The following is a 26,258-nucleotide window of genomic DNA, read 5'->3' as shown; positions in this document are numbered from 1 at the left end:
GATAATACGATGTCGAACGAAGACCCCACTACCGAAACCGCGCCGAAGAAGAAAAAGGGCGGAATGCTCAAGCTGCTGCTGCTTGCGCTTGTCCTTCTCGGCGCCGGCGGCGGCGGCACCTATGCGGCATTCGCCAGCGGCATGCTGGGCGCGCATGGCAGCCAGAAAGAAGACAAGAACCCCAAGCTCGTCCGCAAGGGTGAGGAGGATCCCTATCCGGTGGGCGGCGAGGCAAAGGAAGGTGAAGGGGCACCGATGGTTCACGGTGCCGGGGGCGGCGAGTATCGCACCGCCTATTACGACTTCACCGACCAATTCACCTCGAACCTGGCCGACGGTGCCGCGCTGGTCCAGGTCAGCCTTGCTGCTTCGACCCACTACGATGGCCGCGTGCTGATGTGGCTCGACGAGCATGAAACCGCCATCCGCTCGCGCATCCTCGCCGAACTCGCGGCGACGAGCGAAGCCGACCTCGCCAGCATCAAGGGCAAGGAAGAGCTGCAGAAGCGCCTGACCAAGGCGATCAACCAGACGCTCGAGGAGCGCGAGGGCTTCGGCGGCGTCGACAACGTCTACTTCCGGTCGTTCATCGTCCAATGATCTCTTCGTCCCTCCCCGAACCCAGCGGCCGGGCAGCGCGTCACTGCGACGAGCTCCTGAGCCGTGCGGCGACCCCACCCGATCTCGACCTCGAGTTCGCGCGCTTTGCCCGTGGCTTCGCTGAGCAGGCTCGGACTCAGCTGTCGGCGCTGTGCGACGATCGCGGTCTCCTGACCGAACTCGTCGAAACCGAACTGCTGCCGGTAAGCGATTGGTACGCCAAGGTCGGCACGGCGAACCGCCACAGCTACTATTCCATGGGCCAGGAAAGCCGCGGCATTCTGGTTTCTGTCCGGATTGGGGAACTGGTCGCGCAATTCGAGCGCATCCTCGGCGGCACGGGCGAAGTCGACGAGGGCTGTACCGTCCTGCCGGCCTCGGCCAAGCGCTTCGCCCAGCAGTTCGAAGACCGCATGGCAGAGGCTCTGCGTCGCACGAGCGATCGGCGCGAGATCGCTGCGAGCGCCAATGGCGAAGAGGTCGAGCAGGTCGCGCCTTTCGCCGCCGGCGATCGCGTGTGGACCATCACGCTCGAAGTCAGCAGCATCAAGGCGGCGTGCTCCTGGACGGTCCGCCTTGCGGTCTGCCGTCCGATGATCGCAGAAATCGTGGGCACGCGCGCGGTTTCCCCCGCGACCGGCCGCACCATTGGCGCACGCGGTCTCGACGGTTCGGCGATCGCCGATGTCGACCTGCCGCTGCGCGCGGTGCTGGTCGACGTGCCGATGTCGATCGCACAGCTCGCCAGCCTGGCTCCGGGATCGGTGATCCCCGTTGCGGTGAACCGCAACGTCCCGCTGCTGACCGGCAATCTCACTCTTGCGCATGGCTGCGTCGGCGAACTCGACGACCGTGTCGCTCTCGAACTCACCCAGACTTTCCTTTCGGAGTAATACCAATGGCTTCGCACGCAGACGGCTTCGGCCTCATTCAGGACATCGATGTCCGCCTCACCGTCGAACTCGGCCGCAAGTCGATGCGCCTGCGCGATGTGCTCGCGCTCGGCGAGTCGAGCGTCATCGAGCTCGATCGGCTGACCGACGAACCGCTCGACATGTTCGTCAACGGCAAGCTGATCGCGCGGGGCGAAGTGATTGCCCAGGGCAGCCGCTTCGCGATCCGCGTCCTCGAGATCGTCGGTGCCACCTCGAGCGACGCGTCGCTCGATCGCCGCGCGCCGCCGCTCACCGTGTCCTCGACCGGTGCAGGTGAGCTCGCCTGATGTTCTGGTACGTCCTCAAACTGCTGATCCTGCTGCCGCTGATCGGCGCGATGATCTGGGGCAGCCTCAAGCTGGCCAAAAAGATGCAGGGCCAGTTCGGCGCCCCGGCAGGTGGCAGCAAGGCGGTGCGCATCGTCGAGACGACCATGCTGTCGCCGACGCTGCGGCTCGCCGTGATCGAATTCCACGGTCGCGAAATCCTCGTGTCGACCTCGCGCACCGGCCTTACGCGGCTGGCCGAGGCTCCCGCGCGCCCGCTGGTCGAGGAAGCCGTCCAGTGATTGCACGCCTGACCAAGCTTGCGGCCACCCTGGCCGCGCTGACCTATCCCACGCTGGCCGCCGCGCAGACTGGCGACGCCGCGGTCTCGGGTGCGCTCGACCGTGCCTTCGGCCAGATGGCCGGCGCCGGGGGCGAGCCGCTAAGCCTGTCGCTCCAGCTGCTGCTGGTGATGGGCCTGCTGACGATCCTGCCGGCCTTGCTGTTGATGATGACCAGTTTCACTCGCATCATCGTGGTGCTGGCGATCCTGCGCCAGGCGCTGGGGCTGCAGCAGTCGCCGCCCAACCAGGTGCTGATCGGGATCAGCCTGTTCCTCTCGCTGTTCATCATGGCGCCGACGCTGGAAAAGGTGAACGAGACCGCCATCGCGCCCTATTCGGCGGGTACGATCGGGGCCGAGGTCGCGATCGAACGCGCCGGCGACCAGTTCCATGGCTTCATGATCCGTCAGACGCGCGAATACGACCTCGAAATGTTCGCCGACATCGCCAAGGCTGGCAAGTTCGCCAGCCCGCAGGACGTGCCCTTCTCGATCCTGCTGCCCGCTTTCGTCACCAGCGAACTGAAAACCGCTTTCCAGATCGGCTTCATGCTGTTCCTGCCGTTTCTGGTCATCGACCTTGTCGTCTCCAGCGTGCTGATGAGCCTCGGCATGATGATGATGAGCCCGATGATCGTTTCGCTCCCCTTCAAGCTCCTGCTCTTCGTCTTGGTGGACGGCTGGGCGCTGCTGATGGGCTCGCTCGCCTCAAGTTTCGGATAGACCCATGGACGAAAGCGTCATCCTCCTTTCCATGGCCGACCGCATGTTGTGGATCGCCGCGCTGGTCGCAGCGCCCATCCTCATCGCGAGTCTCGCCATCGGCCTCGTCATCGGCCTCGTGCAGGCCGCCACTTCGGTCAACGAGCAGACGCTGACCTTCGTCCCCAAGCTCGCGGCCGTGGCCTTCGTGCTGGTCATCCTTGGCGCATCGATGATGGCGCTGGTGGTCGATTTCTCGCAGGACATCTTCGCCGAAATCGCGCGGATAGGCCACTGAGGGACTAGCGGTGAACGGGCTCGATCTCGGATTCGGGGCGCTGGAGCAGGACATGTGGCGGGTCGTCTTCCTGATGACCCGGCTCGGTGCCGCGCTGCTTGCCGCGCCCTTCTTCGGGGCAACCGCCGTCCCAATGTCGGTGCGCGTGTCGATCACCGGCGCGCTGGCGATCTTCGTGTCGATCTGGATGCCTGAAATCCAGACGCCCGATGCGCTGCTCTCGCTGGCGGGCCTCCTCGCCATCGCAGGGGAAGCGCTCGTCGGGCTCGCGCTCGGTTTCGTGCTGCAGCTGGCCTTCGCCGCACCAACTGTGGCTGCGGAAGTCATCAGCGGTGGCATGGGGATGAGCATGGCGGTCTCGCAGGATGCCATGGGCGGAGGGACCACGACTTCCTTCGGCCAGTATTTCGTGATCGTGCTGACGCTCATTTTCCTCGCTACGGGCGCCCACCTGCACTGGGTTGCGCTGGTGACAGAAAGCTATCGCGCTTTCCCACCGGGGCAGACCTGGCTCGGCGCGGATCGGCTTGCGGCGATTGCCGGCTTCGGGAGTTTCATGTTCGAAACCGCGGTGCGGATCGCGCTGCCGGTCACCGTTATCCTGCTGCTGGTGCAGGTGCTGACCGGGATACTCAGCCGTTCGGCGCCTTCGCTCAACCTCTTCGCTCTCGGCCTGCCTGCGGGCGTACTGGCAGGCATGGCCGCGCTGATCATTTCCGCGCCGCTGATCTACGACCAGTTCGCGGGGATCGTGGGCGAGGCGCTCGACCATACCGAAAGCGTACTGGCACCATGAGCGAGGAAACCGCTGGTGAGAAGACATTCGCGCCGACCGAAAAGCGGTTGGCCGATGCCGCCAAGAAGGGCGACGTCCTCCGCTCGAAGGATGCCGGGACGGCCGCGGTCATGCTGTTCGGCGGAGCATGGCTGGCCTTCGCCGGGCCGTGGTTGCTCGAGGGCCTCGCAAATCTGGCGCGCGAAGCTTTCCGCTTCGATACGCGCGATATTCGCGATTTCGGGGTCGACGACCTGCTGATGCAGGGTCTGCTACTGGGGGTCCCCGCAATTCTCACGCTTGCCGTGCCGGTGATCATCGTCACGCTGGTCACCCAGCTGGGTTTCGGGCGCGGTCGCTGGGTGGCCGACAATCTCAAGGCCAAGGGACAACGGATCAACCCGCTGTCGGGTCTCAAGCGCATGTTCGGTCCGCAGGGGCTGGTCGAGATGGGCAAGGGCATTCTCAAGGTCACTTTGCTCGGCAGCATTGCCATGGTCTGGTGGTGGAACAGCATGGAGACCATCGTCGGTCTCGGCCGGGGCAACCTCTCGGCCCAGCTTACCGCCGCCTGGCACGCCATCGTCTCGCTCATCTTCGCATTGGCCGCCGGACTGGTGATCATCGCCTTCGTCGATTTCCCGATTCAGTGGATGCGCCAGCAGAAGCGCCTGAAGATGAGCCACCAGGAGATGCGCGACGAAAACAAGGAAGCCGAAGGCTCGCCCGAGATGAAGGCCGCGCGGCGTCAGCGGCAGCGCGATATCGCCACTGGCTCGGTTGCGGGTGCGATGCGCGAGGCGCAGTTCGTAGTCACCAACCCGACCCATTTCGCCGTTGCCATGACCTACGACCCCTCCAAGGCCTCGGCGCCAATCGTCCTCGCCAAGGGGCGGGGTGACAAGGCCATGGCGATGAAGGAACTGGCGCGCGAGAACGACCTGCCGGCGCTCGAGATTCCGCAGCTCGCGCGTTCGCTCTACTACACCACGCGAGAACGGCAGGTGATCTGCGAGGATCTCTACAGCGCGGTCGCATCGGTGCTCGCCTATGTCTTCTCGCTCAAACGCGGTGAAACGCCGCCGCTGCCCAACGTCCAGGTGCCGGCCGCGCTGCAATTCGATGTCGATGGGCGGTTGCCGGTTAATCCCGCGACTTCCGAGCCGTTATCAGAGCGATGAGTATTTCCGCCTCCTCGATCGCCACATCGCTCGGCATTGGCAGCGGCGTGGACATGACCGGCATCGCCGAGCAGCTCGCCGTGGCTCAATTCGCCGGGCGCAACGAGCGGCTGACGCTCAAGGCGGAGACGCTCGAGCGACGCATATCGCTCGCCGGTTCGATCCGCAGCAGTTTCTCCACCTTCGCCAGCGCGCTGGGCGATCGTCTGCGCAGTGGCGATATTGCGCCTCTGCCCTCGATCACCAACACGTCAGTCGCGGCGGTTTCATCCCCCGTGGGTTCGGTAGGGAAGGGAAGCTATTCGCTCGAAGTGACCAAGCTGGCGAGCAACCAGGTGCTCCGGGGCCCGACCTACGCCAGTGCCAGCGATACCGTCGGAGCAGGGACACTTACGATCCGCTTCGGCGAGACGACCAACGCAGCCTTTACCGAGGACACGGGGCATGCCGCGCTGTCGATCGACATTGCTGCCGGTGCCACGTTGAGCAGTGTGGCGTCCGCCATCAACGCCAAAAATGCCGGCCTCAATGCCTATGTCGCGCAGACATCGTCGGGAGCCCAGCTGGTAATCAAGGGAGCCGAGGGTCTACAGAACGGCTTCACCATCGAGGCCGTCGAGGATGGGGCGAATCCGGGCCTCTCCGCGCTTGCGTGGCAACCTGGCGGCGATCCTGCGCGCCTGATCAAGACCTCGGCGGACGCAGAATACACACTCGACGGGATCGCCCGCACCAGCACGTCGAACAAGATCGACAGCGTTGCCCCGGGACTTTCGCTGAACCTGACTGGCACCAATGTCGGAAACCCGGCGACCATCACCTTTGCCAACCCGAGCAGCGCGATTTCCAGCGTCATGCAGGATATCACCGGCGCTCTGAACGAAATCGTCAGCGAGTTGCGCGGCGCGATCGACCCGATGACAGGCGATCTTGCGCGCGATAGCGGAGCCCGGGCACTCCGCCGCGAGCTTTCGGCGCTCGGCTCCAAGGTCATCATGCCCAACGCGCCCGACGGCGCTCCCCGGACGCTGACCGAGCTAGGCCTTGCGATCGAGCGAGACGGCAGCTTCCGTTTCGACACCGCGACGCTGACCGAGGCCATGAACCGCGATCCGTCGGCGGTGGCCGCGATGTTCACCACCGGCATCAACGGCATCTATTCGACGATCGACCGGATGGCGCGCTCGACCAGCACTTCGAGCGACCCCGGCTCGCTAGCCGGCTCGGTAGCTCGTTACCAGTCTCAGTCGCAGCAGGTGAATCGCGAGCTGGAAAAGCTCGCGGATCAGCAGGAAGCGCTCCGCGCAACCATGGTTGCGCGCTTCGCGAAGGCCGACAGCCAAGTCTCAGCGTCCAAGTCGACCCTGTCCTTCCTCCAGTCCCAGATCGATATCTGGAACGCGCAGAGGAATTGACATGTTGGCCCGCGCTCGACCCGGCGATGCTTACCGGGAAAGCAATTTCGACGTGCGCCTGAAGGCCAGCGGACGCGACGACCTCGTCCTGATCTGCCTCGACGATCTTATCGAAAACCTGGGCGTGCTCCAGATCACCGAATCACGTGGCGACCGTGCGTCGCGCAGCCGCACGCTGACTCGCTGCGTCACGGCGTTGACCGCTTTGGAAATGGGTATCGACCGCGAGGCAGAACTGGCATCGAGCCTGATGCAGTTCTATGGCGCCGCCAAGGGCCTGCTGTTGGACTCGATCCGCGCTATCGACCTCCCGCAAATCGAGCAATTGCGCGGGGATCTGCGCGAAATCGCTGCAGCCTTCCGCGCGGCGAAGCTCGCCACTGCGGCAGCCTGACCGCGGAGCCAGGCGGTTTCCGAAACGGAGAACGACACGTTCGCCGGGAAAATCTCAATCTCGGACAGTTTGGGATGTCTCGACGTAGGCAATACTTGAGAAGGTATTTCGAGAGACTTGGTTCGGTGGGAAAGTGCTCGACACGCTGAGCAAGCGCGAGCGCGAAATTCCCGGCTGCATGCTCGATCACGGGACCGGCAAGCAGATCGCCCGGCCGCTCGGGATCAGTCCGCGTACGGTCGAGGCGCATCGGGCCAAACCGATGGCGCGGCTCGATGTGCCCATTGCCTCGCAGGCTATCCGGCTGGCGATCGAGGGTGAGGCCTACGCGACTCCCGCAGCGCTGCACCTTCAGGCCTTCGATCGGTCTCGCGATGCACGGATCGCCCTACCGATACTGCAGTAGCTCCAGTCCCGCATTCGCCATGCCTCGCGCCGAGGCATGGGAAATTTGCCACTCGCCATGGCCGGGGAAAGTGCGTCAGGGTTCGGGCGCGGCACCGTCTTTCATATGCGCGATCACGGCGACCAAGGCCGTCCCATAGGCGCCCAGCAGTGCGATCGCGGGATCGGCGGCGAAGAAATTGCCTTCCTCGACCTCCTCGACGATTTTGACCAGGCCCGAGGACGATCCGATAGCAGAGCGCGAGATGAGGAGCCCGCAAAGCGGACCGATCAGTTCGATCGCAGCCGTGACATGCGCATCGACCTCGAGCAGCGCGGCTATCCGCGCAGGATCGGCGCGCGGCGTGATCAGGGGGGCGATGTGTTCGGGGGCCTCTTCAAGGATCTCGGCCATGCCCAGAATGGCAGCGGAAGCCGTCTCGAAACCATCGATCGAACATTCGTCGACGAAGGTCAGCAATCTGGATTCCCATGGAGACATTCGAAATGCATCCCTAGAGGACCTGCCTGAAAAGGGGCATTGTGGTAAAGTTACACTCCGCCACTGATCGATACCATCCACCAAGCCGTGACTATCACCCGCGAATTTTTGACATTTCCGTACACGCGTGTGTAATGTTCAAGCGTCTTCGCGTTCGACAATTGCAAGCTTGAGTTTCGAAAGCGCCGATGATTTGAGCTGATGCACTCGCGGAACACTGACATCCAGAACCGCAGCGATTTCGGTGAGATTCAGTTCTTCAATGAAATGCAGTTTGATCACGAGCTGGAGGCGCTCGGGAAGTTCGGCAATGGCTTGGGCCAGCGCGACGCGGTCGCCGGCTTCGAGCAGCTGCGTTTCCGCATCGGGCTCTGCGGATTGGAAGGCCGAGTTGGAATCCGAATAGCAGTCCTCGAGATCGACCACCCGGGTCGAGAGCTGCGTGCGCATGTCGTGATACTCCTCGACCGAGATTTCGAGTGCGCGGGCGATTTCCGCCGCCGAAGGATCGCGGCCGAGCTTGCTGCGCAGTTCGTCGACTGCGGCATCGATCATGCGACGTTGCGAAGCCGCGCCGCGCGCTTGCGGGGATTGCGAGCGCAGCAGGTCGATCATCGCCCCGCGCACGCGCATCTTGGCATAGGCGGCAAATCCGTCCTCGCCGGGCCGATCGTGCTTCTGCGCGCATTCGGTGAGGGCGATCATTCCGGCCTGCATCAGGTCGTCGATATCGACCGACGCCCCGCAGCTGGCCTCATAGTACCACGCCAGCTTGCGAACCATCGGCAGGAACCGACCTATCCGATCGTTGATCTCGCTCGAATAGGCGCGCTGGGCGTTGAAATTGGAGTGGTCGTACTTCATGCCGCAAGGGCCTCCGTTTCATGGCCGAGTTGGGCGGGTTGTTCGTGCTGTTCGTCGCCGACGACCGCGATCACTTCGATCGGCTGGGCGGCGGGCAATTCGTTGATCGAGAGCACCAGGCACTGCGGGGCCCGCAGGCGCAGGAGAGCGGTCAGGGCACGGCGTGCGCGCGGCTGGACGATCAGGGCGGGGCGCGCGGCGGCAGGGTCGCGCTGGGCGACGATGGCGCCGATGCGCTCCCCGATCGAGCGGGCGAGGTCGGGTTCGATCACGATCTCGCCGGAGGCGGGATCCTGCAGGCCACCCACGACCATTTCCTCGAGCCGTGCGGCCAGGGTAATGACCGGCAACTTCGCATCGGGCGGACAGGCCTCCGCGACGATCATTGCCCCCAGATCGGCCCGAACGAGGTCGATCAGGCGATCGTGTTCGGCAGTCTGCTGTGCGGCGAGCGAAATGCTCGAGAAGACACGCAGCGAATGACGCAGAGAGATTCCGTCCGCGAGCAGCGCTCGCAGGAGGCGGGTCACGGCCGCAAGCGTGAGCGGTTGCGGAGTGATCGTCTCGATCAGCTGGCCATGGCGTGCGCGCAGGTGGTCGATCAGGTCGCGGACCTGGTCGGGACCGAGCAGATCCTGCGCCCGCGCCGCGAGCAGCTGGTGGATTTGGGTGGCGATGACGCTTTCTGGGTCGACCGCAAGGTAGCCCTCGGCAACCGCCAGGTCGCGCGTGCCCGGATCGATCCACAGCGCCGGACAGCCGAAGCTCGGGTCCACGGTGGATTCGCCGGGGATCGGCTGGGAGTTCATGACTTCGCCGGTGTCGATGGCCAGCAGGTGGTCAGGCTTGATCCTGCCCCCGCCGATCATCGCCCCGCCCAACGTGATGCGATAACTGTCGGGTTCGACTTCGAAACTGTCCTCGATCCGGAATTGGGGGACGATGAAGCCGAAGGTCTGGCACATCTGCTTGCGCAGGCCGGTCAGCCGGGCGACCAGCGTTGCGCCGCGCTTCTCGTCAGTCATGTGGATCAGGCCGTAGCCGAGCTGGATGGTAACCAGCGTCTGGTCGGTCACTTCCTCGATCGCGATCCTCGCAGGGTCGACGACGACTTCCGGCTCTGGCTGGAATTGCGCGGCTTCCTGTCGCTTGCGCAACTGGTTCCACAGCCAGAAGGCGCCTCCGGCCAGGGGCAAGATGATCGATTGCGGCATCGCCGGGATACAGCCGATCACGGTGAGGATGCAGCCTACCGGCAGCCAGATCTTGGGATCGGACAACTGGCCGCCGATCTGTCCGGTGAGGTCGCGGGCATCGGACACGCGGGTGACGATGACGGCGGCGGCGATCGACAGCAGCAGGGCCGGAACCGAGGCGACCAGCGCGTCGCCGACGGCGAGAGTGATGTAAAACTGGGCCGCGTCGCCTGCCGAGAGGTCGTGAGTGGTGATGCCGAGAACGAGGCCGGCGATCACGTTGATGCCGAGGATCAGCAGCGCGGCGACGGCGTCGCCCTTCACGAACTTGCTGGCACCGTCCATCGAGCCATAGAAATCGGCTTCGGTGGCGATCTCTCGCCGGCGTGCCTTGGCTTCGTCTGCTGTCATCAGGCCGGCGGCGAGGTCGGCGTCGATCGCCATCTGCTTGCCGGGCAGGGCGTCGAGGGTGAAGCGGGCCGAGACTTCGGACACGCGTCCGGCGCCTTTGGTCACAACCATGAGGTTGATGACCATGAGGATCAGGAAGACGAAAATACCGACGGCGAAATTGCCGCCGATCAGGAAGGCGCCGAAGGCCTCGATCACCTTGCCCGCCGCTTCACCGCCTTCGTGGCCGTTGAGCAGCACGATACGCGTCGATGCGACGTTGAGCGCGAGCCGCAGCAAGGTTGCGAAAAGCAGAACCGAAGGAAAGGACGAGAAGTCGAGCGGCTTCTTCGCATTCATTGCTGCCATCAGTACCGAGACCGACAGCGCGATGTTGAGCACGAAGAAGACGTCGAGCAGCATCGCCGGGATCGGCACGACCATCAGCAGGATGATCGTCAGGATGCCGACCGGAAGTGCGAGGCCCGGGTTGAGTATCTGGCGCGCGCTCACAGGCCGAACGCCTTGAACTTGCCATAGGCGGCGGCGATGTGGTCGTTCGCGCGGCTAGTGGCGCCGTTGCCGTCGCCGAAGGTCGAGCGCAACGTGTCCGCCATCGAAGGGCGCGGCCCGCCCGCTGCGGGAAGCGAGGGAACGGCGAGGTTGCTGCGGCTGTGCGTGGTCTGGCGGAAGGCCGGTCGCGCCGCGAAGCCTGCGAAGTCGTATTCGATGCGGTTGCCGCCGCCCGGCACCTGACCGGTACCGTAGGCCGAGGCGACCTTGTCGCGCATCAGCGACATGACTTCGCCGACCGAACGCGGCGAGCCGCCATCGTAGAAGATCGGCCGATTGGCACGGGCCGCCTGGGGCATGAGAGCAGCGGCGGACTGGCCCGGATTGCTTCCGAGCGCTCCGAGGAATTGTTGCGCACCGCCGAGGCCGAGGAAATGGGCGAGATAGAGTTCGGCCGGTTCCGGCTCGCGCCCCAGGGTGGTGCGCAGACCGTCGGCGTTCTCGCGGGTCAGCTCGGCCGCCATGAGCGACGAGGTGTCGGCATCGTAACGCAGTGCCAGCAGGTGATCGCGGGTGGCGCGATCGGCGACGCGGCCGTTGGACCCGATCGCCGCATCGGCCCAGTCCATGCCGTGCTTGGCACCGTGCCGGTCGAGCGTACGCAGCCAGGTCGAGTCGATGAACTGGTAGAGGCCCGTCGCGCTCGACGTGCCTGCCTTGGCGTTGGGATCGAGGCCTGATTCAAGCCGTGCCTGTGCCAGCAGGTAATCGAAGTCGACTCCCGTCCGCTGCGCAGCGCGGGCGATGGCGCCCTGCACTTCGGCGGTCTGGATTGGACTGATGGTGGGCACGAAACCTCCGGGAATTGCTTTCCCGGTGGTTGAGCAAGGTCCGTGCCAAATTTATCCGTACGACCGGATGAAGGACTCAGGCGAGCGCGACACTCATTCCCTGGCGGGGCAGGGCTGAATAGGGCTGGCTGCTACCGCTCAGCGCGCCGAGGCGGTTCTGCACGTTCGTCGCGATGAGGTTGCGCAGGCGGCGGTTGATCTCGTTGAGACGACGAACCGCGTCAAGCACGCCGAGGCATTCCTCGTCGAGGCTGCTCTGTTCGACGGCCTCCAGCTTGGCGCACAGATCCATCTTGCCGGTGGTGCAGGTGACGATCCGTTCGAGGTCGAGAGCGGCAAGCGCCTGCCGCTCACCCTGCAAAAGTGCGAGCATCTGTTGCAGGGTCGCCAGCGTTTCCTGTTTGCGGCTCATTTCGCGATCTTCCCATAAAGGCCCGCTGCGATGATCGCGTCGGCGATCTCGAAGGGGATCAGCGGATAGGTATCGGATTCGATCGCCTTGCGGATCTCGGCCACGCGGTCGTTATCGACCGGAGCCTGCGCACCCGCCGACAGGCGCGAGGTGGCAATGGGAGCGTCGGCCTGATGGGATTCGGCCGCGGTCTTCTGTGAGGGCGAAATCTTTCCCGCTGCCGAAACGGCGGTGCTCGAACGCACTACCGCTCCCGAGAATTCCGGCAATCCGACAATTCGCATCGTTCCGCTCCATTGGCTGGTTGCTCCACAGAACGGCTAGGAATTGGCGAGTTTAACTCCCCGGCAATAAAATGTGCCGCCTACGGCAATTCGATGCCGACCTGGCCCGGGCGGATGACCATGGCACGGAGCGTTTCGGTGCGTTCGCCCGTGGCGCGCACCTTGATCCATTCGCCTTGCGCGCCGTCTTCCATGGCAGAACCCTGCCGGGTGAGTGTGAAGCCCCCGCCGCGTACCTGGATGCTGACGGCCTCGCCGCGGTGGACGAGCGTTTCGCCATAGGCTGGTGCGCCATGCATGGCGCCGCCGCCGCCATTGTCGACCGCGACATAGATGCGCCATCCCGCGCTCGGACAGGCGATCTGGACCGAGCGCTGGTCGCGCCCGAACCATTGCAGGTCGAGCGGGGTCTGGCAGCTGGCGAGGCGCAGGCGACGGTCGACGGGCAGCTTGGCACCGCCCGGCTGGCCGATCTCGGCACCGGTGAAATCGGCGACGGCACGATCGATCATCGACAGATCCATCGGCGTGGCGGCTGCGGCAGCAGTCGCGAGCAGCGAAGCGGCAAGGGGTCCTACAAAGAGATGGCGCATGGTCGATCCTGGCTCTGGTTGGCGTGTTGACCCCGAGGGGGCTTTGTCACGCTAGCGAGCAAGGTTCGTGCCATCTCCTTCTTCACGGAGATAGTCGACCGAGATCACCGTATCGTCCTGTGCATCGGGCATGGCGACCAACCGTGCGGCCACTCCTGCAGCTTCGGCTTCCTCGAGCAGGCGTTCGCCCTCGACAAGGGCCCTTGCGCGCCCTTCGGGCGTATAGCTGACGGTGATGGTGGCGACCTGCCGCTCGTCGGTGACGGTGGCGAGAAGCCATTTGCGGACGCTTTCGTCCGGCGCAGGCTTGTGCAGCGCAAGCGCAGAGGAGGCGACTGGCGCGGGTGTCTTGCTCTCGGCGGCGACTGCCGGCACCGGCTGCTCCTCGCGCACCGCCTGCGCAGTAATGAGGAACAGGATCAGCGCAAGGTCGGCCGTCGCGGTCTGCCAGCCCGAGGCGGCGCGAATGATCATGCCGCTTCCCTTTGGGGCAATGGCGAGACGTTTCGGACACCGGTCTGACGGATACCGTGCTCCAGCCATTCGAGCACTTCGTCGCGGTCGCTTTCTTCCTGCCGCGACTTGCGGGTGATGGCACTCGCCAGCGGGGCGAAAAGGAAGTTGGCCGCGACCAGTCCGTAGAGCGTCGTGACGACCGCCATGGCGATCGCGCCGACGAGCCCGGTGTCCTGCGAGGAGGGCCCCTGCGCCTGGCCCAGTGCGATCAGTGTCCCGGCAAGCCCGAAGACCGGCGCGAGGTCTGCGGCGCATTCGAGCACGCGGGTGGCGGTCTGGGCGCGGGCGAGGCGCGCTTCCTTGAACTTGAGGTGTTCGCTGTGCAGCGACTGGATCGAACGCTGGCTGATGATCAGGTCGGAGAGGCTGTCGAATTCCTTGTCGCCGAAGCGGCGGACCTCCGCGCGGACGAAGCCGTCGTCGGCGATCGTGCGGATCTGCAGCGAAAGCTCGGCCTTGGCGCGGGTCGGGTGGAACGACCGCTCGAACAGGCCGCGTACGGCACCGAGCGCGGTTCGGCTGTCGGCAAGACCGCAGCGCATGGCGGTCGCGACGAGCGTTCCAACAAGGACGATGGCGATCGCGGCGGGATCGATCCAGGTTTCAAGCATGGGGTAGCTACTCCTTGCGGCTTAGAACGGCAGCGGCAACGGCAGTTTTATCCGGCGGACGAACTTTGCCGCTATCCGGCAAAGCCTTGCCATGCCTTGCCGGTTTGGCCCGTTTCGAGACGGCAATTCGATTTTGGCACGCCCCTTGCTGAACATCTTCCGTAATTTTTCGCGGAGGCTCACATGAGCGAAGGTTTGTTCGGCATTCACGGGGCGGCACTGGAGATCCGGTCGCAGCGCATGAGCGTGCTCGGCTCGAATATCGCCAATGCCGCCACCCCCGGCTACAAGGCGCGCGACGTCGACTTCGCCGCAGCGCTGCAGGCCCGCCTGGGCGGCGCCGACAGTGATCGCGCCAGCGAAGGCGCAATGCAGTACCGCATCCCGACCATGGCCAGCCTCGACGGCAACACCGTCGAAATGGCGACCGAACAGACGGCCTTCGCCGAGAATGCGGTCGCCTATACGGCGACGCTCAACTTCCTGCGCGGACGGGTCGAGACCGTCACCCGCGCGATCCGGGGCGAATAACGATGGCCGGCCCGACCTTCTTCGAAATCGGCCATCGCGCCATGTCCGCCCAGCTTACGCGGATGAACACGGCGGCGTCCAACCTCGCCAACGCCGGCTCAGTCGCCGGCAGCGAGGAAGAGGCATATCGCCCGATGCGCACCGTGTTCGAGCAGGAGCTCGATCGTGCCAGCGGCCTTTCGTCGGTCCGCGTGGGCGGCGTGGTCCGCGAGGATGTCGCGCCGATCCGTCGCCACGATCCGGGTCACCCGCTCGCCGATGAGAACGGCGATGTCTGGGAAGCCCCGGTCGATGAGAATTCCGAGATGGTCGAGATGCTCGAAGCCTCGCGCCAGTACCGCAACATGGTCGAAGCGATGTCGACCGCCAAGCAACTCATGCTCGAAACGATGAGAATGAAATGATCACTTCGACGACCAATCAGGTGGCCACCGCCACCAGCACCACCGGCCCCGTTTCGGGCCGCGGCATGGACGCACTCGGGCAGGGCGACTTTCTCCGCCTGCTGACCGTCCAGATGCAGCAGCAGGATCCCTTCGATCCAGTCGATAACAAGGAAATGCTCGCCCAGATGGCGCAGTTCTCCTCGCTCGCCGGGGTTTCCGAAACCAATGCCATGCTCGAGCGGATAGCGGACAAGCTCGACCAGCTGATCGAAACCACCCAGTCCGCATCCGAACTCTGACCCAAGGAGACACCCCATGTCCTTCTACACTTCGCTCAACGGCATGAAGAACGCGCAGACCTCGCTCGGGGTGATCGCGCACAATATCTCGAACTCGGAAACCTACGGCTTTAAGCGTAGCCGCACCGAATTCTCCGAAATCGTCGCCGGTTCGGCGCTGACCAACCCGCGCATGATCCAGGGCATCGGTGCCTCGGTGTCGTCGATCACGCAGAACTTCGCGCTCGGCCCCGTCGAACAGACCGGCTCGGCACTCGACCTAGCGATCACCGGTGACGGCTTCTTCACCACGCGTTCGGCGGTCGACGGCAAGACGCTCTATACCCGCGCGGGCTCTTTCACCATGTCCGAGACGGGCAACATCGCCGACAGCGACGGCAACCGCCTGCAGGTGTTCCCGGTCGATGCCAACGGCGTGGTCACCGGCAACACCATTTCCGACGCCCAGATCCCCGCTCAGAACGCGGCGGGAGCCGAGTTCGCAGGTGTAACGATCACCCGCGAAGGCCTCGTCCAGGCTTCCTATGCCGATGGTTCGGTCGAGCCGATCGGCGCCGTGGCGCTGGCCAGCTTCATTTCGCCGACCGGGCTCAAGAAGGTCGGTTCGGCGAATTGGGAAGGCACTGGCCTTTCAGGTCCCGCCACTTACGGTTCGCCCGGCTCGGGCGCCTATGGTTCGCTGCTCTCGGGTGCGCTCGAACGCTCGAACGTCGACATTGCCGAGGAACTCGTCGGGCTGATCACCGCCCAGCGCAACTTCCAGGCCAATGCCAAGGCGATCGACACCGCGACCCAGATCTCGCAGACCGTCATCAACCTGCGGACCTGATTCTCATGGACCGCCTCATCTATACCGCTCTTTCGGGCATGCGGGCGTCGATGGACAGCCAGCGCGTCATCGCGAGCAATATGGCCAATGCCAATACGCTCGGGTTCCGCGCCGAACTGCTCGACCAGCGCCCGGTCACGATCGAGGGCCAGCCCAACGAGGCCCGCGCGATGCAGACCACCGCGGTCCGCGGAGCGGATATGGCGGCGGGCGAAATCATCGAAACCGGACGCGATCTCGACATCGCGGTCGCGACCGATGCGCTCATGGCGGTCCAGGCGGAAGACGGCACCGAGGCGTATACGCGCCGCGGCGACCTGTCGATTTCGGCTACCGGCCTGCTCGTCAATGGCGACGGGCGGCCGGTGCTCGGCGACACCGGTCCGATCACCATCCCGCCGGTCGGCATCCCCGGGATCGCGCCCGACGGGACGGTGACGATCACCGACCCCACGACGCCCGACCAGCCCCCGGCCGAAATCGGCCGGATCAAGCTGGCGACATGGGCTGGTTCGCCGGTCAGCAAGGGGCTCGACGGCCTCTTCCGGGTCGAGGGCGGCGGCGTTTTGCCGACCGACGAGGCGGCGAAGGTCCAGACGGGCGCGCTCGAACAGTCCAACGTCAAAACCACCGAAGTCCTGGTCGAGATGATCGACGCGCAGCGCCTTTTCGCCATGCGCAGCAAGCTCATCTCCACCGCACGCGAAGTCGACGAAAGCGGCGCGCAGCTCATGCGCCTCAGCTAATCAGGGAAAAGGAACACCACCATGCCCACTTCAGCCCTTCAGGTCGCTCGTACCGGGCTCGAGGCGCAGGATGCGCGGATGCGCGTCATTGCCAACAACCTCGCCAACGTCGGCACCACCGGCTTCAAGCGCGACCGCGCCAACTTCGCCACGCTCGCCTATCAGGACGCACGCGTCGCGGGCCAGCGCTCGTCGGGTGAAACTGCCTATGCCACCGGGCTCAACCTCGGCACCGGCGTCGCGGTCCAGTCGACCAGCCAGATCATGACGCAGGGTGCGCTGAACACCACCGGCAATGCCTTCGACCTCGCGCTCGACGGCGACGGCTACTTCCAGATCGAAATGCCCGGTGGCCGCACCGGCTACACCCGTGCAGGCAATTTCACCGTGTCCGCCGAAGGGCAGCTGGTGACGCAGCAGGGCTATTCCGTTCAGCCGGCGATCACTGTGCCCGAGGGAGCGACCTCGATCTCGGTGTCGCCCGACGGTACCGTCTCGGCGACCGTGCCGGGCGAGGCCGAAGCGACCGAACTGGGCCAGATCCAGGTGGCGCGCTTCACCAACCCTGCCGGCCTGCAGGCGATCGGCGACAACTTCCTCGTCGAAACCGCCGCCAGCGGTGCCGCCGAGCTCGCGCCGGGCGGAGAGAACGGGCGGGGCAATATCCGCCAGGGCATGCTCGAAGCCTCGAACGTCAACATCGTCGAGGAACTGGTCGAAATGATCGAATGTCAGCGCGCCTACGAAATCAGCTCGAAGATGGTTTCGGCCGTCGACGAAATGCTCCGCAACGCCAACCAGACGCTGTGAGGACTTCTGCGATGAAACCCGCTATCTGCATTCTGCCCCTGGCGCTCGGACTTGCCGCCTGTGGCGGTGGTTCCGCGCGGCCCGAAGGCTTTGCCGCCGCGCTTCCGCCCGCACCGCAGACCGCGCAAGTCCGCCATCAGGATGGCGCGATCTACCAGGCCAGCCAGGGCTATGCGCCGCTCTATTACGGCAATCGCGCGGCGAAGGTCGGCGATATCGTCACCATCGTTCTGGTCGAACGGACGCAGACCTCGAAATCGACCAGTGGGTCGACCAAACGCGACGGCAGCATCGGCCTGTCGCTTCCCGCCTTCGTCGGAATCGACGACAGCGACCTTAATGCTTCGGGTGGTTCGTCGTTCAAAGGATCGGGCGATGCTTCCCAGGCCAGTTCGATCCGTGCCGACCTGACCGTGACCATTGCCGAGGTCCGGCCGAACGGGACGGCGCTCGTACGCGGGGAAAAGGTGATGCAACTCAGCCAGGGCGAAGAATGGGTCCAGCTCTCGGGCATTATTCGCCTCTCGGACATCGACCAGGACAACCGCATCCCCTCGATCCGTGTGGCCGATGCGCGGATTTCCTACTCGGGCGCGGGCTCGGTCCAGCGTGCGAGCCGCGAAGGCTGGCTGTCCAAGTTCTTCGGCGCGATTTCGCCCTTCTGAGGATGCCGATCATGATCCGTCGCCTCGCTCTCCTCTTCGTCGCGCTGCTCGCGTCGCTGCCGGTTCCGGCAGCGGCCGAGCGGGTGCGTGATCTTGGCCAGTTCCAGTCCGTCCGCTCGAACCAGCTGACCGGCTATGGCGTCGTCGTCGGCCTCGACGGATCGGGCGATGACAATTTCGCCTATGCCACGCAGGCTATGCGCGGCGTGTCGGGCCGGCTCGGCCTGCAGCTGCCGCCGGGCGTCAACCCGGCTCTCAAGAACGCGGCCGCGGTGATCATCACCGCCGAACTGCCTGCTTTCGCCAAGCCCGGCCAGCGGATCGACGTTACCGTGTCGACCATGGGCAAGGCCAAGTCGCTGCGCGGCGGCGCGCTGGTGATGACCCCGCTCTACGGTGCCGATGGCCAGATCTACGCGATGGCGCAGGGCAACCTCGCTGTCGGCGGGCTCGGCGTCTCGGGCAAGGACGGCTCGAAACTGACCGTCAATGTGCCGACGGTGGGCCGGATCGCCGACGGCGCGACCGTCGAACAGGCGGTGGCCAGCAATTTCGACTTTTCCGAAGTGCTGCGCTGGAACCTCTACCAAGCCGACTTCCTGACCATCTCGCGCGTCCGCGACGCGATCAACGCCGCCTATCCGGGCATGGCGCAGGTCGAGGACGGGGTGACCTTGGCGTTGATGCTCCCGCCGGGTGCCAACACCCGCGCCGAGATCATGGCGCAGATCGAAATGCTTGATGTCGACCCCGCCGAACGCGCTGCCAAGGTGGTGATCAACAGCCGCACCGGCACAATCGTCATCTCCAGCGCCGTGCGCCTCGCGCCCGCGGCGATCAGCCACGGCAGCCTGGTCGTGCGGATCGACGAGAACCCCACCGTGGTCCAGCCCGAGCCGTTCTCGCGCGGACGCACCGCGGTCGAGCAGAACAGCACGATCACCGCGCGCCAGCAGGACAATGTCGTCTCGCGCGTCGGGCCCGGCGCCTCGCTCGCTGAAGTGGTCGATGCGCTCAACGCGCTCGGCGCCACCCCGGCCGATCTGGTCGCGATCCTCGAAGGTCTCAAGCAGGCTGGATCGCTCACTGCGGAGCTCGTGATTATATGACGGCCTTTCCGATCTCCATGACCGGCGCGAAGCCACTTGCCGAACGCGAGGCTTCGCCGGAACGCACCGAACTGCGCCAGGCGGCGCAGCAATTCGAGGCGATCCTGCTGCGCCAGATGCTCGCCAGCGCGCGGAACACCGATTTTGGCGGCAATGACCTGATCAGCGGTGAGGGCGAGGACACCTTCCGCGAGATGCGCGATGCGCGCTTTGCCGAGGTGACCGCGCAATCGGGTCAGCTCGGCTTCGCCGCCGCGATCGAACAGCAGCTGTCGCGCTTCCTGCCGCAGGGTGAGAGCTGATGGCTTCGGACCTTCTCTCGATCGCCGCCAGCGGCGCCCGCGCGGCGCGCGGCGCGCTCGACGTCACGGCGCAGAACATCGCCAACGCGTCGAGCGACGGATACGTCCGTCGCAGCCTGCGGATCGAGGAGGTTTCCGCTTCGGGAGGGGCCGGCCGGATCGGCGACATCTCGCTGTCGGGTGCGCGGATCGCGGAAATCCGCCGCAACGCGGACTCCTTCCTCCAGAGCGAGGTCCGGCGCACTTCGGGCGACCTGCAGCGCGCCAATACCGAGCTGTCGGGCCTGCGCAACATGGAAAGTGCGCTCGAACAGTCGGGCGTCTTTACCGCCATCGTCGAATTCGAAGCGGTGCTCCAGCAGCTCGCCGGCGACCCCATCGACCCCTCGCGTCGCGCTGCCGTGGTCGCCGAGGCGGATACGCTGGCCAACAAGTTCAACATCACCGCCTCGGGTTTCGACTCGGTCGGCGCAGGCCTGCGTTTCGAAGCGGAATCGCAGGTTTCGGATGCCAATATCGTCGGCGGCGAACTGGCGCGGGTGAACCTGCGCCTGACCCGTGCCGGAACCGGCAGCAGCGACCGTGCGGCCCTGCTCGACCAGCGCGACCAGCTGCTCGAACGCCTGGCCGGCTTCACGTCGATTTCGACCACCTTCGCGAGCGACGGGACGGTCGCGGTTTCGCTCGGCAGCAATCCTGCTCGCAGCTTCGTGCAGGGTGGCGCCTCCTCCACTCTGACTTCGGCGACCGCCGCCGACGGGACGATGAGCTTCGCGGTCGACGGCCAAGCCATGACGCCCGGCTCGGGCGCGCTCGCCGGCGCCTCGCTCGCGCTGACCGAACTGGCGTCGGTTCGCGGGAGGCTCGACACGATCGCCGCCGGTCTGGCCGATGCGGTGAACAACGCCCAGGCTGCCGGTGTCGCGCTCGATGGCACGCAGGGTCAGCCGATCTTTGCCGGCAACACGGCGGGCACGCTGCGCGTCGTGATGACCGATGGCAAGGGATTGGCGACGGCGCCTGCGGGTGCCGTGGCGGGTAGCCGCGACGACGCCAATCTCAATGCGCTGCGCCAGTCGCTGGCCAGTCTCGATCCCGCGCAGCAGCTCAGCGGGGTGCTGTTCGACGTGTCGAGCAAGGTCGCCGGCCGCAACGTCACGCAGAGCGCGCTCGAGACGATCGCCTCGTCGGCACGCGTCTCGCTCGAGCAGCAATCGGGCGTCGATCTCGATGCCGAAGCGGCCAATCTGATCCGCTTCCAGCAGGCGTTCCAGGCCTCGGGTAGGGCCATGCAGGCCGCCAGCGACATTTTCGACACTCTTCTGGGGATCGGCCGATGATCAATCTCAGCACCGGGGCATTCTACGAGCGTGGAACGCGGCAGATCAGCAGCTTGCGCTCGCAGGCGGAATCGCTGCAGCAGCAAATCGGCACGGGCGAGCGCCTCGAACGCTCCTCGGACGATCCGGTTGCGGCGGCGCGCCTGCGCATGCTCAGCCGCAACGAGCGGATCGCCAATGTCGACACACGCAACTCGCAGCTGGCCGAGGCCGATCTTTCGCTGACCGACCAGACCCTCAGTTCGGTTGCCGACCTGGTCGTGCGGGTGCGCGAACTGGCGGTGCAAGCCACGAACAGCACGCTCAGCGACGATCAGCGCGCCGCGATTGGCGTGGAAATCGCCGGCTTGCGCGAAAACCTCGTCCTGCTTGCGAACGGCCGGAACATCGCCGGCCATTCTCTGCTTGGCGGACAGACCTCAGGCGCGGCCTATGCCGACAATGGCGGTACGATCCAGTTCGTCGGCACGACCGAGATCACGCCGCTTGAAATAGGCGACGGCCAGACGGTGGTTCCGGGCCTGACCGGTCCCGAGGTCTTTCAGTTCGATACCGCCAATGGCTCGACCGACCTGTTCACCGTGCTGGGCGATCTTGTTGCCGTCCTCAAGGCCGGCGGCCAGGGCGCGGCCGAAACCGCCGCCGCCTCGCTGGCGGACCTCGACGCCGGCTTGGAGAAGGTGACCACCGCGCAGACCGTGGTTGGCGCGCGGCTCAACTGGATCGATCTCATGACCGAGCGGCGCGAGGCCAATGCCGAACGCGTGGCCGACGAACGTTCGAATGTCGGAGGTGCCGATATCGCAGTGACGATGAGCCGGCTGCAGGAAACACTCACCGTACTCGAAGCGAGTCAGGCCAGCTTCGTACGGCTCGCCAATCTTTCACTCTTCTCGATGCTGCGCTGATCGCGGCCTGAAAATACAGGGGATTCAATCGTGTTCGCCGCAATCGGAATAGTCATACTGCTCGTCATGGTGTTCGGCGGCTTTGCCCTGACCGGCGGCGCGCTCGGCCCCGTCATGGAAGCCGTACCGCACGAAATGCTGATCATCGGCGGCGCCGCGGTCGGCGCGCTGGTGGCGGGCAATTCGATGGATGGTCTCAAGGCTATCGGCAAGTCCTTCAAGGTCATCTTCAAGGGCCCGCAGCATACGAAGCAGGACCATATCGATGCGATCGCCCTGACCGCGCAGTGCATGAAACTGCTCAAGAACGAAGGGCCGGTCGCGCTCGAAAGCCATGTCGAGAACCCGCAGGATTCGACGATCTTCAGCGCCTACCCCAACCTGCTTCAGAACGAGCCGCTGATCGGCCTGATCTGCGATACGCTGACGCTACTGGTTGTGTCCTCGGGCACGCTCGAGACGCATGCGGTCGAGGAAGTGATGGACAATTCGATGAAGACGCATTTCCACGAGCTCCACGAGCCGCAGCACACGCTCCAGTCGCTTGCGGATGCGCTGCCTGCGCTGGGCATCGTCGCGGCCGTGCTCGGCGTGGTGAAAACCATGGGGTCGATCGACAAGCCACCCGAGATTCTCGGCGGCATGATCGGGTCGGCGCTGGTCGGAACCTTCCTCGGCGTGCTGCTCGCCTATGGCATCGTCGGCCCGCTCGCCAGTCGCCTCAAGCAGGTGCTCGAACAGGACGAACAGATCTTTCACGCCGTCAAGCAAGTGATCATCGCCTCGCTCTACGGCCACCCGCAGCCACTGGTGGTCGAAAGCGCCCGCTCGGGCCTCGGCCACACGGTTCGCCCGGGCCTGAACGAGCTGCTCGACGCTCTCAGGGGTCGGTAAGATGGCCAGCAAGGCGGCGGGCCGCAACGAGCCACCCGCTCCGATCATCGTCAAGAAGGTCACCGTGGTCGCTGCCGGCCACCATGGCGGTGCCTGGAAGGTCGCCTATGCCGACTTCGTCACCGCGATGATGGCCTTCTTCCTGCTGCTGTGGTTGCTCGGTTCGACGACCGAGGACCAACGCAAGGGGCTGGCCGACTATTTCACGCCGACGCTGGTCAAGACCAAGGAACAGAGCGCGGGCGCGGACGGCGTGCTCGGCGGCTCGTCGCTGGTCGATGTCGACAGCTATCCGCATGCGGCGGGGCAGACGGGCACGCAGACGCTGACGGTGCCGCGCGATGCGACCGGCGGGCCGAAGGAAGGCGCTGCCCGCATCAAGCAGATCGAGCGACGGGTTACCGCTGCGATCGCCGACGAAGAGCGCCTCAAGCGCTTGATGCGGCAGGTGCGCATGGTCGACACCACCACGGGTATCAGGATCGACCTCGTCGATGACGCGGATTTCTCGATGTTCTCGCTGGGGACTACCGTCCTGACCACCGATGCGCGCGACCTGCTCGATCTCATCGCCGAGGCCATCGGTCCGGAAGGCGGCAAGATTACCGTGCGCGGCCACACCGACGCGCTCCAGTATCGCGATCCGGCCCGCGTCAACAACTGGTCGCTGTCGGCGGGACGTGCGGAGACCACGCGCCAGATGCTCATCCGTCACGGGATCGCTCGCACTCGCTTCCGCCGGATCGAAGGCGTCGCCGATACCGAACCGCTGATTGCGAACGATCCGTCCGATCCGCGCAACCGCCGGATTTCGATCACGCTTGAGCGCTGAGCAGCGCTCAGCGTCGGGCGTAGGCGCGACAGAAGACCTCGACCGCCCCGGCGATCCGCTCGCGGTTTCGCAGGGGATCGTCGGGAACCCCGAAGCGCCGTTCTAGGTCGCCCATGCCCTTGCACATGCTGGCGAATTGTTCGGCGGCCAGCTCGGCATCGTCGATCTCGATGTCGCCCGCATCGTGCATCGCCGCGAGCAGGGCTGAAAAGGCCTTCTTCATCCGCAACGGGCCGGCAGCGAGGAAGGCTTGGCCGACCGCCGGCTCGTGCTCGGTCTCGGCCGCGATACGCCGTTCGAACTGGACCATCCGGGGGCGCGAGAGGAAGGCGACCATCGCCTCGCCGATCGCGGTTAGGCGGTCACGCAGGCTGCCCGAGGCGATCTCCGGCACTTCGAGGCTACCGCGCAATTGCGCGCATTCCTGCTCCACGGCGGCGGTGAACAGCGCGCGCTTGTCGCCGAAGCGATTGTAGATGGTGACCTTGGAAACCCCGGCGTCCGCGGCGATCTGTTCGATCGAGCTGGCCGCGAAGCCGTGCTCGAAAAAGCTCGCCGCCGCGGCTGCCAGGATCGCCTCGCGCTTGGCCTCGTCCGTCGGGCGGCCACTGCGTTTGGGCGCGCTGCTTGACAATCTGAACGCCTCCGTTCATGTGAACTGCATCGTTCAATAATGAACGAGTCGAGGGAACAAGGCAAGCGCACGTGCTCTGGATCGCGATCAGGATGCTCACCGGCGATGCCCAGAAGTTCTACGGGCTCGTATTCGGAATTGCCTTCTCGACGCTCCTGATCACACAGCAGCTGACCATTTTCGTCAACCTGATCGAGCGCGGCGCCAGTGGCGTCTACAATGTCTCGAGCGCCGATATCTGGGTGATGGACCCGGTCAGCCGCACCACCGACATCGCCTATGCCATGCCCGCGACCGCGCTCGACAAGGTGCGCAGCGTTGAAGGTGTTGCCTGGGCGGTGCCGCATATCCGCGCGCAGGCCAGCGTCCGCACCGGAGACGGCGATCTCGAGGGCGTGGCCGTGATCGGGGTCGACGATGCGACGCTGATCGGCCTGCCCAAGCGCATGCTCGAAGGATCGACCGAGGTGCTGGAGCAGCCCGACAGCGTCATCATCGACGATGTCGGTGCGACGCGCATGTTCCCCGACCAGTCGCCAATCGGCGAGCGGCTCGAACTCAACGATCAGCGCGCAGTCATCCGCGGGATCGCCGATGCCATTCCCAGCTTCACCAGCACCGTGGTGCTCTACACCAAATACAGCCAGGCGCTGAACTATGTGCCCGGTACGCGCAACCGCCTGTCCTTCGTGCTGGTGGGAGCAGAAGAGCCCGCTCAAGCCAAGGCGTTGTCCGAGCGGATCGAACACGAGACCGGGTTGAAGGCGCAAACACGCGACGAATTCGCCAAGGACGGGATCGATTTCATCATCGAGAACACCGGCATCCCGTTCAATTTCGGGATTACCGTGGCGCTCGGCTTTATCGTCGGCGTGGCGATCGTCGGACTGACCTTCAGCCTGTTCATCCGCGACAACATCAAGCAGTTCGGCGCGCTCAAGGCGATCGGGGTCACCAATGCCAAGATCCGCCGGATGGTGGCGGTCCAGGCGGGGCTGGTCGGGCTGATCGGCTACGGCCTGGGCGTTCTCGGCACGATCCTCTTCATCTGGGGCTTCGCCAGCAATCCGACCTTCAAGGGCTTCTACATTCCCTGGCAAATTCCGCTGATCAGCCTGGCTTCGGTGGCGCTGATCCTGGCGCTGACCGGCTGGCTGGCCCTACGCAACGTACTCCGGACCGAACCCGCATCGGTGTTCCGTTGATGGGAACTTTGCTCGACACCAGCGCCATCGGCGGCTGCAATCCCGAAGCGGCGATCTGCACGCGCGGCGTGACGCGCGATTTCCAGGCGGGGCAGCAGACGATCACCGTGCTCCACGGCATCGACCTCGACATTCGCGCGGGGGAGATGACCTTCCTCGTCGGCGAAAGCGGCTCGGGCAAGACCACGCTGATCTCGATCATGTGCGGAATTCTCTGGCCGACGCTGGGCGAGGTGAAGGTCTTCGGGACCGACATCTACGACCTCGGCGACAGCGAACTGGTCGAGTTCCGCCTCGCCAATATCGGCTTCATCTTCCAGCAGTACAATCTCATCCCCTCGATCGATGCTGCCAGCAATGCTGCAGTGCCGCTGATCGCGCAGGGGATGGAACGCCACGAGGCACGGACGCGCGCCGTCGCCATGCTCGAAAAGCTCAATATCGGCGATCAGGCGAACAAGCTGCCGAGCCAGCTGTCGGGCGGCCAGCAGCAGCGCGTCGCCATCGCCCGCGCGCTGGTGCACGAACCGCGGCTGGTGGTCTGCGACGAACCCACCGCGGCCCTGGACGCTTCCTCTGGCCGGCGGGTGATGGACCTGCTGCGCGAGGTGGCCGTGGCCGAAAACCGTGCCTGCATCATCGTGACGCACGACAACCGCATCTTCGATCTCGCCGACCGCATCCTCGTACTCGAGGACGGCCGGATCACCCATGACGGCAGAGAAATGCCCGAAGGACACTGA

At 65.1% G+C, this 26,258-nt stretch carries 36 protein-coding genes; 26 read left to right on the top strand and 10 right to left on the bottom strand.

The genetic code is table 11. The features are described from left to right. Positions 1-9: 9 nt before the first annotated feature. The 11 genes from K3181_RS03795 to K3181_RS03745 all read left to right on the top strand — a co-directional run bounded on the left by K3181_RS03795 (position 10) and on the right by K3181_RS03745 (position 7,315). Positions 10-600: a flagellar basal body-associated FliL family protein gene (locus K3181_RS03795; RefSeq protein ID WP_221600942.1), complete on the top strand. Its 591-nt coding sequence runs from the start codon at positions 10-12 to the stop codon at positions 598-600. Further along, positions 597-1,493 carry a FliM/FliN family flagellar motor C-terminal domain-containing protein gene (locus tag K3181_RS03790; protein ID WP_221600940.1) on the top strand — a complete coding sequence of 299 codons (897 nt, stop codon included), beginning with the start codon at positions 597-599 and terminating at the stop codon, positions 1,491-1,493. Before K3181_RS03795 ends, K3181_RS03790 begins: the two co-directional genes overlap by 4 nt. A 5-nt stretch (positions 1,494-1,498) precedes the next feature. Then, positions 1,499-1,822 (top strand): flagellar motor switch protein FliN, encoded by a 324-nt coding sequence (fliN, locus tag K3181_RS03785; protein WP_247714854.1) that lies wholly within the window; start codon positions 1,499-1,501, stop codon positions 1,820-1,822. After that, positions 1,822-2,103 (top strand): flagellar biosynthetic protein FliO, encoded by a 282-nt coding sequence (locus K3181_RS03780; RefSeq protein ID WP_221600937.1) that lies wholly within the window; start codon positions 1,822-1,824, stop codon positions 2,101-2,103. Before fliN ends, K3181_RS03780 begins: the two co-directional genes overlap by 1 nt. Next, entirely contained in the window at positions 2,100-2,867 is a 768-nt protein-coding gene (gene fliP / locus K3181_RS03775; protein ID WP_221600935.1) for a flagellar type III secretion system pore protein FliP, read from the top strand. Before K3181_RS03780 ends, fliP begins: the two co-directional genes overlap by 4 nt. 4 nt (positions 2,868-2,871) lie before the next feature. Then, a complete protein-coding gene (locus K3181_RS03770) occupies positions 2,872-3,144 on the top strand; it encodes a flagellar biosynthetic protein FliQ (protein ID WP_221600933.1) in 273 nt (90 codons plus the stop codon). 10 nt (positions 3,145-3,154) lie between these two features. After that, entirely contained in the window at positions 3,155-3,940 is a 786-nt protein-coding gene (fliR, locus tag K3181_RS03765) for a flagellar biosynthetic protein FliR (protein WP_345725443.1), read from the top strand. Beyond that, positions 3,937-5,100, top strand: a complete 1,164-nt coding sequence (locus K3181_RS03760; protein WP_221600931.1) for an EscU/YscU/HrcU family type III secretion system export apparatus switch protein — start codon at positions 3,937-3,939, stop codon at positions 5,098-5,100. The genes fliR and K3181_RS03760 overlap by 4 nt, the downstream gene beginning before the upstream one ends. Next, entirely contained in the window at positions 5,097-6,515 is a 1,419-nt protein-coding gene (fliD, locus tag K3181_RS03755; RefSeq protein WP_221600929.1) for a flagellar filament capping protein FliD, read from the top strand. The genes K3181_RS03760 and fliD overlap by 4 nt, the downstream gene beginning before the upstream one ends. A 1-nt stretch (position 6,516) precedes the next feature. Beyond that, positions 6,517-6,909 (top strand): flagellar protein FliS, encoded by a 393-nt coding sequence (locus tag K3181_RS03750; RefSeq protein ID WP_221600927.1) that lies wholly within the window; start codon positions 6,517-6,519, stop codon positions 6,907-6,909. A 133-nt stretch (positions 6,910-7,042) separates the two neighbouring features. Beyond that, complete coding sequence (locus K3181_RS03745) at positions 7,043-7,315, top strand: LuxR C-terminal-related transcriptional regulator (protein ID WP_345725442.1); 273 nt, start codon at positions 7,043-7,045, stop codon at positions 7,313-7,315. Between the two features lie 75 nt (positions 7,316-7,390). Here K3181_RS03745 and K3181_RS03740 read toward each other — a convergent pair whose 3' ends face one another. From K3181_RS03740 to K3181_RS03700, 9 genes are all read right to left on the bottom strand, one after another. Further along, on the bottom strand, positions 7,391-7,774 hold the full coding sequence (locus K3181_RS03740; RefSeq protein ID WP_221600925.1) for a hypothetical protein: 384 nt from the start codon (positions 7,772-7,774) through the stop codon (positions 7,391-7,393). A gap of 159 nt (positions 7,775-7,933) precedes the next feature. Then, entirely contained in the window at positions 7,934-8,659 is a 726-nt protein-coding gene (locus tag K3181_RS03735; RefSeq protein ID WP_221600923.1) for a sigma-70 family RNA polymerase sigma factor, read from the bottom strand. Further along, a complete protein-coding gene (locus tag K3181_RS03730; protein ID WP_221600921.1) occupies positions 8,656-10,758 on the bottom strand; it encodes a flagellar biosynthesis protein FlhA in 2,103 nt (700 codons plus the stop codon). The genes K3181_RS03735 and K3181_RS03730 overlap by 4 nt, the downstream gene beginning before the upstream one ends. After that, positions 10,755-11,609: a transglycosylase SLT domain-containing protein gene (locus K3181_RS03725; RefSeq protein ID WP_345725441.1), complete on the bottom strand. Its 855-nt coding sequence runs from the start codon at positions 11,607-11,609 to the stop codon at positions 10,755-10,757. The genes K3181_RS03730 and K3181_RS03725 overlap by 4 nt, the downstream gene beginning before the upstream one ends. Before the next feature lie 76 nt (positions 11,610-11,685). Beyond that, positions 11,686-12,021: a hypothetical protein gene (locus tag K3181_RS03720; protein ID WP_221600919.1), complete on the bottom strand. Its 336-nt coding sequence runs from the start codon at positions 12,019-12,021 to the stop codon at positions 11,686-11,688. After that, positions 12,018-12,266: a flagellar biosynthesis anti-sigma factor FlgM gene (locus K3181_RS03715; RefSeq protein WP_345725440.1), complete on the bottom strand. Its 249-nt coding sequence runs from the start codon at positions 12,264-12,266 to the stop codon at positions 12,018-12,020. Before K3181_RS03715 ends, K3181_RS03720 begins: the two co-directional genes overlap by 4 nt. Before the next feature lie 119 nt (positions 12,267-12,385). Then, positions 12,386-12,898: a flagella basal body P-ring formation protein FlgA gene (locus tag K3181_RS03710; protein WP_221600915.1), complete on the bottom strand. Its 513-nt coding sequence runs from the start codon at positions 12,896-12,898 to the stop codon at positions 12,386-12,388. A 51-nt stretch (positions 12,899-12,949) separates the two neighbouring features. Further along, positions 12,950-13,372: a hypothetical protein gene (locus K3181_RS03705; protein WP_221600914.1), complete on the bottom strand. Its 423-nt coding sequence runs from the start codon at positions 13,370-13,372 to the stop codon at positions 12,950-12,952. Continuing rightward, positions 13,369-14,025, bottom strand: coding sequence for a MotA/TolQ/ExbB proton channel family protein (locus K3181_RS03700; protein WP_221600912.1), 657 nt, complete (start codon positions 14,023-14,025; stop codon positions 13,369-13,371). The genes K3181_RS03705 and K3181_RS03700 overlap by 4 nt, the downstream gene beginning before the upstream one ends. 183 nt (positions 14,026-14,208) lie before the next feature. On the opposite strand from K3181_RS03700, the gene flgB reads away from it, so the two are divergent. From flgB to K3181_RS03635, 13 genes are read left to right on the top strand one after another with little or no spacing between them, the layout of a single operon-like run. Continuing rightward, on the top strand, positions 14,209-14,556 hold the full coding sequence (gene flgB / locus K3181_RS03695) for a flagellar basal body rod protein FlgB (protein WP_221600910.1): 348 nt from the start codon (positions 14,209-14,211) through the stop codon (positions 14,554-14,556). Between the two features lie 2 nt (positions 14,557-14,558). Then, positions 14,559-14,960 (top strand): flagellar basal body rod protein FlgC, encoded by a 402-nt coding sequence (gene flgC, locus K3181_RS03690; RefSeq protein ID WP_221600908.1) that lies wholly within the window; start codon positions 14,559-14,561, stop codon positions 14,958-14,960. Then, on the top strand, positions 14,957-15,241 hold the full coding sequence (locus K3181_RS03685) for a flagellar hook assembly protein FlgD (RefSeq protein ID WP_221600906.1): 285 nt from the start codon (positions 14,957-14,959) through the stop codon (positions 15,239-15,241). The genes flgC and K3181_RS03685 overlap by 4 nt, the downstream gene beginning before the upstream one ends. Positions 15,242-15,257: 16 nt before the next feature. Beyond that, the gene (locus tag K3181_RS03680; protein WP_221600904.1) at positions 15,258-16,070 is read left to right on the top strand and encodes a flagellar hook-basal body complex protein; all 813 of its coding nucleotides are present in this window, start codon (positions 15,258-15,260) and stop codon (positions 16,068-16,070) included. Positions 16,071-16,075: 5 nt separating this feature from the next. Continuing rightward, positions 16,076-16,816 (top strand): flagellar basal body rod protein FlgF, encoded by a 741-nt coding sequence (locus K3181_RS03675; RefSeq protein WP_221600902.1) that lies wholly within the window; start codon positions 16,076-16,078, stop codon positions 16,814-16,816. A gap of 21 nt (positions 16,817-16,837) precedes the next feature. Beyond that, positions 16,838-17,626 carry a flagellar basal-body rod protein FlgG gene (gene flgG, locus K3181_RS03670; RefSeq protein WP_221600900.1) on the top strand — a complete coding sequence of 263 codons (789 nt, stop codon included), beginning with the start codon at positions 16,838-16,840 and terminating at the stop codon, positions 17,624-17,626. A gap of 11 nt (positions 17,627-17,637) precedes the next feature. After that, on the top strand, positions 17,638-18,291 hold the full coding sequence (locus K3181_RS03665) for a flagellar basal body L-ring protein FlgH (RefSeq protein ID WP_221600898.1): 654 nt from the start codon (positions 17,638-17,640) through the stop codon (positions 18,289-18,291). Between the two features lie 11 nt (positions 18,292-18,302). After that, on the top strand, positions 18,303-19,400 hold the full coding sequence (locus tag K3181_RS03660) for a flagellar basal body P-ring protein FlgI (RefSeq protein WP_221600896.1): 1,098 nt from the start codon (positions 18,303-18,305) through the stop codon (positions 19,398-19,400). After that, complete coding sequence (locus K3181_RS03655) at positions 19,397-19,702, top strand: rod-binding protein (protein WP_247714853.1); 306 nt, start codon at positions 19,397-19,399, stop codon at positions 19,700-19,702. The genes K3181_RS03660 and K3181_RS03655 overlap by 4 nt, the downstream gene beginning before the upstream one ends. Beyond that, a complete protein-coding gene (flgK, locus tag K3181_RS03650) occupies positions 19,702-21,042 on the top strand; it encodes a flagellar hook-associated protein FlgK (protein ID WP_221600894.1) in 1,341 nt (446 codons plus the stop codon). The genes K3181_RS03655 and flgK overlap by 1 nt, the downstream gene beginning before the upstream one ends. Further along, complete coding sequence (locus K3181_RS03645) at positions 21,039-21,950, top strand: flagellin N-terminal helical domain-containing protein (protein ID WP_221600892.1); 912 nt, start codon at positions 21,039-21,041, stop codon at positions 21,948-21,950. Before flgK ends, K3181_RS03645 begins: the two co-directional genes overlap by 4 nt. Before the next feature lie 30 nt (positions 21,951-21,980). Continuing rightward, positions 21,981-22,844, top strand: coding sequence for a flagellar motor stator protein MotA (gene motA / locus K3181_RS03640; protein ID WP_221600890.1), 864 nt, complete (start codon positions 21,981-21,983; stop codon positions 22,842-22,844). Position 22,845: 1 nt separating this feature from the next. Next, entirely contained in the window at positions 22,846-23,676 is an 831-nt protein-coding gene (locus K3181_RS03635; RefSeq protein ID WP_221600889.1) for a flagellar motor protein MotB, read from the top strand. Between the two features lie 7 nt (positions 23,677-23,683). On the opposite strand, the gene K3181_RS03630 is transcribed toward K3181_RS03635, so the two are convergent. Continuing rightward, positions 23,684-24,310, bottom strand: a complete 627-nt coding sequence (locus tag K3181_RS03630) for a TetR/AcrR family transcriptional regulator (RefSeq protein ID WP_221600887.1) — start codon at positions 24,308-24,310, stop codon at positions 23,684-23,686. A gap of 71 nt (positions 24,311-24,381) precedes the next feature. Between K3181_RS03630 and K3181_RS03625 the strand changes: the two genes are divergently transcribed. Next, positions 24,382-25,515 carry an ABC transporter permease gene (locus tag K3181_RS03625; protein WP_221600885.1) on the top strand — a complete coding sequence of 378 codons (1,134 nt, stop codon included), beginning with the start codon at positions 24,382-24,384 and terminating at the stop codon, positions 25,513-25,515. Next, complete coding sequence (locus tag K3181_RS03620; RefSeq protein WP_221600883.1) at positions 25,515-26,258, top strand: ABC transporter ATP-binding protein; 744 nt, start codon at positions 25,515-25,517, stop codon at positions 26,256-26,258. The genes K3181_RS03625 and K3181_RS03620 overlap by 1 nt, the downstream gene beginning before the upstream one ends.

The organism is Qipengyuania mesophila, from assembly GCF_019711655.1.
Classification (GTDB): Bacteria; Pseudomonadota; Alphaproteobacteria; order Sphingomonadales; family Sphingomonadaceae; genus Qipengyuania; species Qipengyuania mesophila.
This window is presented reverse-complemented; position numbering and strand designations above follow the sequence as displayed.